Annotated in this window: 10 protein-coding genes; 2 read left to right on the top strand and 8 right to left on the bottom strand. The window is 72.1% G+C overall.

Annotated elements, in window-relative coordinates:
- Positions 1-7: 7 nt before the first annotated feature.
- The 3 genes from OG689_RS36605 to OG689_RS36595 are packed head-to-tail and all read right to left on the bottom strand — an operon-like array spanning position 8 to position 3,422.
- Positions 8-1,237: a hypothetical protein gene (locus OG689_RS36605; RefSeq protein ID WP_266325628.1), complete on the bottom strand. Its 1,230-nt coding sequence runs from the start codon at positions 1,235-1,237 to the stop codon at positions 8-10.
- On the bottom strand, positions 1,234-2,502 hold the full coding sequence (locus tag OG689_RS36600; protein ID WP_266325626.1) for a glucarate dehydratase family protein: 1,269 nt from the start codon (positions 2,500-2,502) through the stop codon (positions 1,234-1,236). Before OG689_RS36600 ends, OG689_RS36605 begins: the two co-directional genes overlap by 4 nt.
- The gene (locus OG689_RS36595) at positions 2,499-3,422 is read right to left on the bottom strand and encodes a 5-dehydro-4-deoxyglucarate dehydratase (RefSeq protein WP_266325624.1); all 924 of its coding nucleotides are present in this window, start codon (positions 3,420-3,422) and stop codon (positions 2,499-2,501) included. The genes OG689_RS36600 and OG689_RS36595 overlap by 4 nt, the downstream gene beginning before the upstream one ends.
- 118 nt (positions 3,423-3,540) lie before the next feature.
- On the opposite strand from OG689_RS36595, the gene OG689_RS36590 reads away from it, so the two are divergent.
- Positions 3,541-4,344 (top strand): NAD(P)-dependent oxidoreductase, encoded by an 804-nt coding sequence (locus OG689_RS36590; protein ID WP_266325622.1) that lies wholly within the window; start codon positions 3,541-3,543, stop codon positions 4,342-4,344.
- Entirely contained in the window at positions 4,341-5,837 is a 1,497-nt protein-coding gene (locus OG689_RS36585) for an aldehyde dehydrogenase (NADP(+)) (RefSeq protein ID WP_266325620.1), read from the top strand. The genes OG689_RS36590 and OG689_RS36585 overlap by 4 nt, the downstream gene beginning before the upstream one ends.
- Before the next feature lie 185 nt (positions 5,838-6,022).
- Here OG689_RS36585 and OG689_RS36580 read toward each other — a convergent pair whose 3' ends face one another.
- From OG689_RS36580 to OG689_RS36560, 5 genes are read right to left on the bottom strand one after another with little or no spacing between them, the layout of a single operon-like run.
- Positions 6,023-7,747 carry an IlvD/Edd family dehydratase gene (locus tag OG689_RS36580; protein WP_266327705.1) on the bottom strand — a complete coding sequence of 575 codons (1,725 nt, stop codon included), beginning with the start codon at positions 7,745-7,747 and terminating at the stop codon, positions 6,023-6,025.
- Positions 7,748-7,797: 50 nt separating this feature from the next.
- Complete coding sequence (locus OG689_RS36575) at positions 7,798-8,727, bottom strand: dihydrodipicolinate synthase family protein (RefSeq protein ID WP_266325618.1); 930 nt, start codon at positions 8,725-8,727, stop codon at positions 7,798-7,800.
- Positions 8,728-8,743: 16 nt separating this feature from the next.
- Positions 8,744-9,406, bottom strand: a complete 663-nt coding sequence (locus OG689_RS36570) for a GntR family transcriptional regulator (RefSeq protein ID WP_266325616.1) — start codon at positions 9,404-9,406, stop codon at positions 8,744-8,746.
- Positions 9,407-9,449: 43 nt separating this feature from the next.
- Positions 9,450-11,744, bottom strand: coding sequence for a glycoside hydrolase family 2 TIM barrel-domain containing protein (locus OG689_RS36565; RefSeq protein WP_266325614.1), 2,295 nt, complete (start codon positions 11,742-11,744; stop codon positions 9,450-9,452).
- Positions 11,660-11,905: a hypothetical protein gene (locus tag OG689_RS36560; protein ID WP_266325612.1), complete on the bottom strand. Its 246-nt coding sequence runs from the start codon at positions 11,903-11,905 to the stop codon at positions 11,660-11,662. Before OG689_RS36560 ends, OG689_RS36565 begins: the two co-directional genes overlap by 85 nt.
- Between the last annotated feature and the right edge of the window lie 39 nt (positions 11,906-11,944).

Here is an 11,944-nt window from a genome sequence, read left to right as displayed (position 1 = left end):
GCAGGGATCAGACCTCCGGCCGGGGCCCCGCGCCGCGATCCGCGGGAAGGCCCGCGGCGGCAAGGATGGCGGCCATCAGCCGGAGCCCTTCGTCACCGACCAGACCGAGGTGGTAGAGGTGAAGCTCCTCCATACCCGCCGCACGGTACCGGGCCACGCGGTCCGCCACGCCGTCCGCTCCCCAGGTGCTGTCGGCCTGGAGGTACCCGCCGACGGCGGTACCCGGGCCGGCCAGCGCACGCAGGCCGCGCAGGGCCGTCTCCCCCGCCGGCCCCGGATCCCAGCAGGACGCCACGAGGACGTCCACCGGTGGCAGGGGGACGGAGCCCACGGCGGCGAAGGCTCCGGTCGCCCACGGGTCGGGAGCCGCGTGCAGCACGAGGCGAACGCCGGGGTCGGCGGCGCGCGCCCGCTCGGCGGCCGCGGTACCCAGCCGGCCGACCGTCGTTCCCCGGACCGCTCGGAGCGCGTGGGCCACCTCGAGGCCCAGCACGTCCTCCACGCTGTCGGCCGGTCCGGGGCGCCCGACGGCGCTCCGCACCCGGGCGGCGACGTGCGCGGGATCGAGACCGGCGCCGGTGTACCGGCGCCCGCACGCGTCGCAGAAGCACAGCGACAGCAGTTGCTGGTCCGTGGTGCTCCACCCGGCGAGACCGGCCTTGTCGTGGTGGCTGCCGTGGACGGCCCCGAGCGGGCCGCAGGCCTCCAGGACCAGGCCGTCGGGACGGCCGTTCTCCACGACTTCGCCCACCAGGGTGACGCAGTAGTCGGTGACCTCGTCCCACGAGGGGCACAGGGCGTAGGAGTAGTGCTCTCCGTAGGCGTTGCGGACGGTCAGATCGGGGTGCGACCGGCCGAGGTGGCTGTTGTGGGTGAGAACCGTCCAGGCGTAGACGTCGAGGCCGACCCCGTGCAGGGCGCGGCAGGCGTCACCGAAGGGGTCGGCCGAGGGGAGCCACCCCGCCGGGGCGGGGCGCAGCCGGCGTCCGCGCCAGACGTCCTCCCGTACGGGCACGTACGAGGCGGCGTGGGGTACTTCGGTGAGGCGCCGGGCCGGGTGGAGGGGGCTCGCCGAGCGCACGGAGTGGTAGGCGGCGGCGACGGCGACGGCGTCGAGCCCCAGGGCGCGGGCCCGGTGGGCCGCGGCCGGGTCGCCGTGGAAGTCCCAGGGGTAGGCGTAGCCCACCGCCCGGGTCGAGGGGGCGGTCGGGCGGGAGGGTCCGGCGTGAGCGGTCACCAGCGGGGAATCCTCTTGGTCCAGCCGGGGACCACGCGCTGCATGTACCCGGTGTCGTCACGGTTGCGGATTCCGCAGCGGAGGTACTGCTCGTGCAGGCGCGCGAGGGCGTCCCGGTCGAGTTCGACGCCCAGGCCCGGTCCTTGCGGGGGCCGCACCGCGCCGTTCTCGAAGGCGAGCGCGCCGGGCTCGATGACGTCCTCGGTCTTCCACGGCCAGTGGGTGTCGCAGGCGTAGGTGAGATTCGGTGTCACGGCCGCCAGGTGGACCATGGCGGCGAGGCTGATGCCCAGATGGGAGTTGGAGTGCATGGAGAGTCCCATGCCGAAGGTGTCGCAGATGCCGGCCAGCAGCTTCGAGCGGTGCAGCCCGCCCCAGTAGTGGTGGTCGGAGAGGACGATGCGGACGGAGCCCTGCTCGACGGCGGGGGCCAGGTGTTCGAAGCCGACGACGCACATGTTGGTCGCCAGGGGCATGGGCACTTCGCGGGCCACCCGGGCCATGTCCCCGAGGCCGGGTGTGGGGTCCTCCAGGTACTCCAGCACCCCGTCGAGTTCGCGCCCGACCCTGATCGCGGTCTCGGCGCTCCAGGCGGCGTTCGGGTCCAGGCGCAGCGGGAGGGCCGGGAAGGCCTCGCGCAGGGCCCTGATCGCCTCGATCTCCTGGTCCGGGGGGAAGACGCCGCCCTTGAGCTTGATCGCCGTGAAGCCGTAGGTGTCGACCATGCGGCGGGCCTGGGCGACGATGCCGTCGGGGGTCAGCGCCTCGTCCCAGAGGTCGTCCTCGGCTCCGGGATGTCCGCGCCACTTGTGGAAGAGGTAGGCGCTGAACGGGACGCGGTCACGCACGGCGCCGCCGAGCAGGTCGGAGACCGGGCGGCCGGCGGCCTTGCCCTGGATGTCCAGGCAGGCGACCTCGAAGGGTGAGAAGACCCGGTCGACCGTGCCGCTGGAGGTGATCATGCCGGTGAGTCCGTGCCCGTCGGCGCCGGTCTCCCCGTTCAGGAGGTCGACGAGGCGCCGGTTCATGGCGCCCAGGGCGTAGACGTCCATCCCGGTGAGGGCCTCCGCGGCCTGTCGCAGTCGGCGTAGGTGGCCCTCGTCGGCGTACGTCTCCCCGAGGCCGGTGATGCCCTGGTCGGTGGAGATCTCGACGACGGCGCGCAGGGCGTACGGCTCGTGCACGCCGACGGCGTTGAGCAGCGCGGGATCGCGGAAGGCGACGGGGGTGATCGTGACGTCGGTGATCAGGATCGCGTCGCTCATCGGGCGGCCTTCCCGGCGCAGATGGCGAGCCCGTTGTCGGTGAGGCGCTGGAGGGCCTCCAGGTGCTCCGGGGACGGGTCGACGAGGGGTGCCCGGACTCCTCCCACGTCGAGGCCGCGCCGGCGGACGCCTGCCTTGACGAGGGAGACGGCGTACCCGGGGACGCGATCGCGCAGCGCGACGAGGGGATGGAAGAACTCCTGCTGCAGGCGCTCGGCGAACGCCCGGTCGCCCTTGGTGACGGCCTGGTGGAAGGCCATGGAGATCTCGGGGGCGAAGCAGAACACGGCGGAGGAGTACAGCTCGACACCGATGCCCCGGTAGGCGGGCACGGTCGCCTCGGCGGTGGGGAGCCCGTTGAAGAAGAGGAAGGGCTTGCCGGTTCCTTCGAGCGCGGAGCGGATTCCCAGGACGATGCGGGAGAGCAGTTCGAGGTCGCCGAAGCCGTCCTTCAGTCCGACGACCTGAGGCAGCCGGGCCACCGCGACGGCGGACTCGACGTCGAAGCGCGCGGCTCCACGGTGGTAGACGATCAGAGGCAGCTCGGTGGCCGACGCGACGGCCTCGGTGTAGGCGACGAGGCCGGCCGGGGGCGCCTGGACCAGGTAGGGCGGCAGCAGGAGCAGGCCGTCGGCGCCCGCGACCAGTGCGGCCCGTGCGAACTGCTGCGCCATCGGCAGGGGCCCACCGGTGCCGGCGAAGACCGGGACCCGTCCGTTCGTCACCTCGACCGCGATGTGCACCAGTTGGACGTACTCGTCGAGGGAGAGTGCGTGGAACTCACCCGTTCCGCAGGCCACGAAGACGCCACCGGCTCCGTCGTCGAGGCCGGTCCGCACGTGCTCGGCGAACACCTCCGGGTTGATGGTGCCGGCCGGTGTGAACGGCGTCACCGGAAAGAACTGCAGACCTTCGAGCATCGTGGATGCCACTCCTCGGCGTCCATATATATGGACAATATTCACGGTTGAAAACAGCTGCCATCAATGTAAAACTCGCTTCGAAGTCAGGTCAAGCCCCACAGGAAGGCAACGCGGTATGCCGGAACGCATCGTGCTCACCGGGGCCGCGGGAGGCATGGGCCGTCTCATGCGACCCCGGCTCGCCCGCCCCGGCCGGTCCCTGCGACTGGTCGACATCGCGCCGCTCGCGCCCCCCGACCCCGACGAGGACGTGGACACCGTCCAGGCATCGGTGGCCGACCTCCCCGCCATGGAGAGAGCGTGCGAAGGCGCGGACGCCCTGATCCACCTCGGCGGGCTCAGCACCGAAGGACCGTGGGAACAGATCCTGGAGACCAACATCCACGGCACCTACGTTGTCCTCGAAGCAGCCCGACGATCCGGCGTACCCCGGGTGATCCTGGCAAGCAGCAGCCACGCCGTCGGCTTCCATCCCCGCCAGGCCTCCGAGGTGCCCGACTACCTCTTCCCCAGGCCCGACACCTTCTACGGGGTGAGCAAGGCCGCCGGGGAGGCCCTCGGCAGCCTCTACCACGACCGGTACGGGCTGGACGTGATCTGCCTGCGCATCGGCGCCTGCCGGGAGAAGCCCTCCCTCCCGCGCCAGCTGGCCACCTGGCTCTCGCCCGACGACGGCGCGCGTCTGCTGGAGGCCGCACTCACCGCACCCGCGCCGGGATTCCGCGTCGCATGGGGAGTGTCCGCCAACACCAGGCGCTGGTTCTCCCTCGCCGAGGCCCACGAGCTCGGCTACCGGCCGCGGGACGACGCCGAGCAGTACGCCGCCGGCCTCGACGGTGAACCCGCCGACGGACTCGACAACGTCTACCTGGGCGGCACGTTCTGCTCGCCCGAACTCGATGCGGAGATCACACCGTGACCACCACGATCCAGGGATACGACCCCCGTACCGGCAGCCCGACCGGCCCGGCGTTCCCCACCACGACACCGGAAGCACTGGAACAGGCGGTCCACGCGGCAAGGGACGCGTTCCCGGTGTGGTCCGGCCTGCCGGCACGGCGCCGGGCCGACGTACTCGACGCCGTGGCCGACGCCCTCGACGCGGCCGCCACCGACCTGGTGGACGTCGCGGACGCCGAGACGGCGCTGGGCAGGCCCCGGCTGACCGGCGAAGTGGCCCGGACCACCGGCCAGCTCAGGATGTTCGCACGAGTGCTGCGCCAGGGTGACCACGTCGGGGCGATCCTCACACCCGCGGACGCCTCGACCGGACGGGGCGACATCCGCCGGATGCTGCTGCCCGTCGGCCCGGTCGCCGTGTTCAGCGCCAGCAACTTCCCCTTCGCCTTCTCGGTGGCCGGGGGTGACACCGCATCGGCGCTGGCCGCCGGATGCCCCGTCCTGGTCAAGGCCCACGAAGGTCACCCCGCCACCTCGGCCGCCGTCGCGGCCGTCATCTCCGGCGAGCTGTCCCGGGCCGGGCTTCCGGCCGGCGTCTTCTCCCTCGTCCAGGGCTTCGACGCCGGCCCCGCCCTCGTACGCCACCCGTCCGTCCGTGCCGTGGGATTCACCGGCTCACTGCGCGGCGGGCGGGCACTGTTCGACCTCGCGGCCGGCCGCGAGGACCCGATCCCGTTCTACGGGGAACTCGGCAGCATCAACCCGGTCGTGGTGCTCCCGGCAGCCGCCCGGGACCGCACCGCCGAGATCGCCGGCGGCTACGCCGCCTCGTTGACCCAGGGAACCGGCCAGTTCTGCACCAATCCCGGGCTGCTGTTCCTGCCCGAGGACAGCGACCTGGCCACCGCGATCGCCGACGCCGTCGGGCGGACCAGCGGCGGCCCCGTGCTGACGGGGCGGATCCGGGACTCCTACCGACACCGGGTGGCCGAGCTGGACGCGACGCCAGGGCTCGTCCCGCTCGCCTCGGGCGCAGCGGCCCAGGGCGAGTGGGCGGTGACCCCCAGGATCTGGCAGCTACCGCTGGCCTCCTTCGCCGAACGCCTGGAGGACCTGCGCGAGGAGTGCTTCGGGCCGGCCGGGCTGGTCGTCACCTACCGTGAGGTGCGTGACCTCCTCCCCGTCCTGGAAGCCCTGGGCGGCACCCTCACCGGCAGCATCCACGCCTCCCCCGGTGAGCACGCCGAGGTGGCCCTGCTCGCCACCGTCCTGCGCCGCACGGCCGGTCGCCTCGTCCACAACGGCTGGCCCACCGGGGTCGCGGTGTGCGCGGCGATGCACCACGGAGGCCCCTGGCCCGCCACCACCTCGGCCCGGCACACCTCCGTCGGCGCCACCGCCGTCGACCGATGGCTCACACCCGTCGCCTACGAGAACTGGCCGGCGGAGCTGCTCCCGCCCGAGCTCCAGGACGGGAATCCCCTCGGAATCCCCCGCCTGACGGGGTTCTGAGACCGACCGGCCCCGGGCGGGCAGCGCCTCCCCGCGACCCTCTTGACCGGGGGTCACGGGGTCGCAGGCTCACATCTGTCGTCCCGCAGTGAGTCGGAAGGCCGTCGGCCGGGTCGACGCCCGGGCCGACGGCCTTCCGCATGAGGGGAAGGACCGCGAGGGTGTGCGGTGGCGGGCACGCCGGCTCAGCGCGGATCGGGCACCGCGTTCAGACCCGGCGAGGCGAGGAAGTCGAAGTCGCAGCCCTCGTCGGCCTGGGTGACGTGCCGGCCGTAGAGCGCGCCGTAGCCGCGGGTGGACACCGGCTCCGGCGGGCGCCAGGCCTGCCGACGGCTCTCCAACTCGGCCGGTTCGACGTTCAGTTGCAGAAGCCGACGCCCGACGTCCAGGGTGATCAGGTCGCCGGTGCGGACCAGCGCCAGCGGGCCGCCCGCGTGCGACTCGGGGGCGATGTGCAGGACGCAGGTGCCGTAGCTGGTACCGCTCATCCTGGCGTCCGAGATCCGCACCAGGTCGGTGACGCCCTGCTCCAACAGGTAGGCGGGCACCGGGAGCATCCCGTACTCGGGCATGCCAGGTCCGCCGAGGGGGCCGGCGCCGCGCAGCACCAGCACGGTGTCCCTGGTGACGGCGAAGGCGGGATCGTCGATGCCCTTGCTCAACTCGGCGTAGGAGTCGAAGACCACGGCCGGACCGGTGTGGCTCAGCAGTTCCGGGGTGGCGGCCAGGTGCTTGATCACCGCGCCGCCGGGGGCGAGGTTGCCGTGCAGGACGGCGAGGCCGCCCTCCTCGTGGAGGGGCTTGTCGTGCGTACGGATGGCCGGCCCGTGGATCTCGGCGTCCGCGAAGTAGCCGGCGAAGGGGTGACCGGCGACCGTGATCCGGCCCGGATGCAGTGCTCCCGGGACTTCGTTCAACTGCCTCAGCAGGGCGGGGAGTCCGCCCGCGTAGTAGAAGTCCTCCATCAGGTACCGGCCCACCGGACGGACGTCCGCGAGTACCGGGACCCGGCGGCCGATGGCGTCGAAGTCCTTCAGGGAGAAGGGGACGCCGAGCCGTCCGGCCATGGCTGTCAGGTGGATGAGGGCGTTGGTGGAGCCGCCCAGTGCGAGCACGGTGGCGGCGGCGTCCTCGAACGCCTCCCGGGTCATCACCACGGCCGGGGTGATGTCCTCCTCGACGAGACCGACGATCCGCCGCCCTGCCGCCGCCGCCATCCGGTGATGGGCCGAGTCCACCGCGGGAATGGCGGAGGAGCCGGGCAGCGCCATGCCCAGGGCCTCGGCGGCAGCGGTCATCGTGGAGGCGGTGCCCATGGTCATGCAGTGGCCGGGCGAACGCGCCAGGCCGCACTCGACCTGCGACATCTCGCACTCGCCGATCCGTCCGGCCCGGTACTCGTCCCAGTAGGCCCACAGATCGGTGCCGCTCCCCAGGGTCTTCCCCCGGTGGTGGCCGCGCAGCATGGGTCCGGACGGGACGACCAGGGCCGGCAGTCCGGCACTCGCGGCGCCCATGAGCAGCGCGGGTACGGTCTTGTCGCACCCGCCCATCAGCACCGCGCCGTCCACGGGGTAGGACCGCAGCAGTTCCTCCGTCTCCATGGACAGCAGGTTCCGGTACAGCATGGGCGTGGGCTTCTGGAAGGTCTCCGAGAGGGTCGCGACGGGGAACTCCAGCGGGAACCCGCCGGCCTGCCAGACGCCCCGCTTGACCTGCTCGGCCCGTTCCCGCAGGTGCATGTGACAGGGGTTGATGTCGGACCAGGTGTTGAGGATCGCGACGACCGGCTTGCCCAGGTGCTCCTCGGGAAGGTAGCCGAGCTGCCGCATCCGTGAGCGGTGGCTGAAGGTCCGCAGGCCACCGCCGGTGGCGTCGTCGGCGCTGCCGAACCAGGCCGCACTGCGCAGCGGCCTCCCCGGCCCGCTCCCGTCCTCGACCCCCGGGGCCCGGTGCGCCTTCACAGCCAGCCCTCCGTCCGCCACCGGGTGATCAGTTCGCCGATGTCGTCGCGGACCGCCTTCGGCAGGGTCCGCGACGGCGGCCGCACCGCCCGTCGGCTCAGGCCGAGCTGCTCCAACGCCTCCTTGACCACGCTGACGTTGTCGGCGGACGCGTCGGCGGCGCGCAACTCCTCGAAGAGCCGCGCCGACTCCCACACCAGCATCGCCTTCGGGTAGTCGCCGCCACGCAGGGCTTCCAGCAGGGCGAGCGACAACCGTGGGACCACGTTGACCAGGCCCGAGGTGAAGCCGGTCGCGCCGGTCGCCCAGTAGCCGGGGGCGTGCAGCTCGGCCAGGCCGGCTATCCAGGTGAACCGCTCCAGGCCCGCGTCCCGTGCCACGGAGGCGAAGCGCACCGGATCGGGGACGGCGTACTTCACGCCGACCACGTTCGCGCAGTGGTCGGCGAGTGTCCGGATCTGCTCGCCGCTCACGCGCTCGTCGCGGACGTAGAGGACGACGCCGAGTTCGGGCACGGAATCCGCGATCGCCCGGTGGTAGTCGATCCAGCCCGCCGCGGAGCGGTAGGGGTGGACGGGCTGGTGCACCATGATCGAGCCCGCTCCCGCCTCGCGGGCGTGCCGGGCGGCGGCGATCGCTCCCGCCGTGTCCAGGCCGACGCCCGCCATCACCTCCGCCCGGCCCGCGACCGCCGCGACGGTCGACTCCACGGCCAGCCGGGCCTCCGCCCGGCCGAGTGCGTAGAACTCGCCCGTGTTGCCGTTGGGGGTGACCACCCGCACCCCGTGCTCGACCAGCCGGCGGACCAGCGCCGTGTGGTTGTCCCGGTCCACGTCGCCGTCGGCGGTGAAGGGGGTCACCGGGATCGCGATCACGGTGGCGAGGCGGGTGCGAAGGTCGTCCAAAGGTGAGGCCTCCAGTGTCATGTCGGTCCTAACTCGGTTAGTTCTCAGGGAAGTTGCGCGCAATGAAGGCGCCGATGTGGTCGCGGAGCAGGTCGCCCACCAGCTCGGGGTTCCCGCTCCGCGCGGCCTCCAGGATCGCCCGGTGCTCCTGGGCCTCCGTCTCCCAGGACGGCCGCACCGCCCAGGCGGCGCTGGACACCAGGGCCGTCTGGTCACGCAGTTCGTCCAGCGAACCGACCAGCAGCGGGTTCCCGCAGCCCGCGTACAGGGCCCGGTGGAAGTCCCGGTTGGCCAGTGAGCGTTCGGCGGCGTCGACGGCACGGTCCGCGTGGTCGAGAGCGGCCTCCGCCTCGGCCCAGGACGGGCGGACGACCGCCGCGGTGCGGGCCGCGGCGACCGGCTCCAGCAGCAGCCGCATGTCGTACACACTGCGCGCCATGGCCTCGTCCACCTCGCGCACCGTGGCTCCCCGGTAGGGGCTCATGGTGACCAGGCCCGTCCCGGCCAGCGTCTTCAACGCCTCGCGCACCGGCGTCTTGGACACGCCCAGTCGTGCGGCGAGTTCGGTCTCCACCAGCGGCTGCCCGGGTTTCAACTCCCCGATCAGGATGGAGTGTTTGATCGCGTCGAGGACCGCTTCGGTGCGTGAGGGGAGCGAGCCGGGACGGAAACCGCCGGAGTGGGTGAGTGCATTGGACACAGGACGGGCCCCCGAAAAGATCTCATATATGATGTGCAAGACGCTAGGGCCTCGCCGGAGGCCGGTCAAGAGCGTCCGTCAGTTCCCGAAGTGGAAGTACAGGGTGCGGGTGTACGTCCCCGACGCCGTGTTCGGCTGGCCCGCGGGTCCCACGGAGGCGGCCGGGTGGAACTTGTTCCCGATCGCGGGGATGCCGTCGAGGAACGAGAGGTCCCCACCGGGGAACGGCGCGGCGGCGTTCCCCGAGTCGGCCGGCTGCGCCGGGGTGAACAGCCTCAGGAAGACGTTTTCCTGGGCGGACACCATGGGACCCGGCGGCCGGAGCCGGCCCGTCGGCCAGCGAGACCAAGGTTCCGTTCCTGGTCACCCTGCTCAGCCGCCCGGTGGCCCGGGCGATGCTCACGGTGGTGGTGCCCGCGGTCATGGTGACCGTGTCGTCGGTCCGGGTCGCGGTCACCGACGGGGCACCCGGGACGGGGACGACGATCCGGCGCACGTGGTCGGCGGCCTTCTTGACGGTCCAGACCCAGGTGACGATCTCCACCCCGGACGCGTCGGTCACCGTCAGCCGCACAGCGTCGGAGTCGGCCCAGTTCCCCGGCAGCCCGAGGGTGAGCACACCGGTGGCGCCCGGGGCGATGCTCGGACTGGCACACGTGCCCCGCGCGGTCACCGTGTGGCCGGTGCCGCCCGGCGTGGCGTAGGTGATCAGCTGCCAGCCGAACCTGGCTGTCGAGGTGTTGGTGAAGGCGTAGCGGTTGGTCAGGCGCACCGTTCCGTCGAAGCCCGCGGGGAAGGTGTTCTCGTAGTAGGAGCGGCTGGTCAGCTGGATCGGCGACCAGATGTCCTTGATCGCGTAGTAGCTTCCCTCCTTCTCCCGGAACGGGCCGACGATGCCGTCCGGCCCCCGGTTGCCGTGCGTGTCGATCGCGCCGCCGCCGTCGTCGCGGCGGATGCTCTCGTCGATGAGCGACCAGATGAATCCGCCGGCCGAGCGCGGTGCGGTCGCCATCAGCTGCCAGTAGTCGTCGAGTCCGGCGCCGGCCCCGCCGTCGTAGAGGCCGTGCAGGAACTCGGTGGGCATGTAGACCGTCGAGCCCGCCAGCTTGGACTGGACCTGGGAGTAGGTCGGACCGTGGTTGGTGTCGATCCCGCCGAAGCTCGACCAGGGGTGGAGCACCGCCCGCTTCTGCGGGTCCCAGGAGCCGAAGAGACTGTCGAGGGCGGTGTTCCAGCCGCCTTCGTTGCCGTTGTCCCAGAAGAGGATCGACGGGTGGTTGACGTCCCGGGTGACCATCGCCTGGACCAGCGGGCTGCCGGCCGCGGTGCTGTAGCTGTGCTGCCAGCCGCCGAGTTCGTCCAGGACGTACAGTCCCAGCTCGTCGCAGAGGTCGAGGAAGTAGGTGTCCGGCGGGTAGTGCGACGTCCGGACGGCGTTGACGTTCATCGACTTCATCAGCTCGATGTCCTCGCGCGCCAGGCGGGGGCTGGAGGCACGGCCCAGGGTCGGGTGCAGGGTGTGACGGTTCACGCCCTTCAGGAGCACCCTGACACCGTTGACGTAGACGCCGTCCCCCGCCCGTACCTCCACCGTCCGGAAGCCGAACCGCTCGGTGAGCCCGTGGACCTGGGCGCCCGAGGAGTCGGTCAGCACCACCTCCGCCTGGTGGAGGTTCGGCGTCTCGGTGGTCCACTGCTTCGGGCCGGGGACCTTCGTCGAGACGGTGACACGGGTGGCGCCCGACGCGACCGCGGTCGAGACGCTGCCGCCGACGTTCGTACCGTCGGCCGTCCTGATCCGGACGGACACCCGGCCGCTGCCCACGTTCCCGGCCAGGTGGACGTCGGCGGCGAACGTCCCGTCGGCCTCGGCCCGCACCGCGATCCGGTCGACCCGCGCGGTGGGAAAGGCCTGGAGGTACACCGGCCGGAAGATGCCGCCGAAGTTCCAGTAGTCGCCCTGGCGCTCGGCCTGGTTCACCGTGGTCTCGGAGGAGTCCTTGTCCACGGTGACCTCGAGCAGGTTGGTCCTGCCCGGCAGCAGCGGGGACGTGACGTCGTACCGGAAGCGGTAGAAGGCGCCCTGGTGCCTGGGGCCGGCGGACCTGCCGTTCAGCAGGACCGTGGTGTCGGTCATCGCACCCTCGAAGACCAGGAAGACCTGCCGCCCCGCCCACGAGGCGGGCGGCGTGAAGCTGTGCCGGTACTTCCCGCTCTCACCCGGGGTGAGCGTGCCGCCGTAGTTGTACGTGCCTAGCCGGAGAACTCCCAGTTCGACGGCGTCGGGACGGTGCCCCAGACCCCGCTCCTGCGCCCGGCCGTGCACAGGAACTCCCACGGGACGGTGCTGTCGACGTCCTGGCCGGTCAGGTACATCGTCTGCGTCGCGGCTCCGTCGGCGATGCTCGCCGACGCCGGGAGGGCGGCCCGCGTCGCCGCGACGGCGGACAGCCCCATGGCCGCGCCGAGAGTCAGGAACCTGCGTCGTCGCACATCCATCGGAATCCTCCAGGGACAGGGGCACGGGGGGTGTGACGG

The organism is Kitasatospora sp. NBC_00240, from assembly GCF_026342405.1.
Taxonomy (GTDB): domain Bacteria; phylum Actinomycetota; class Actinomycetes; order Streptomycetales; family Streptomycetaceae; genus Kitasatospora.
This window is presented reverse-complemented; position numbering and strand designations above follow the sequence as displayed.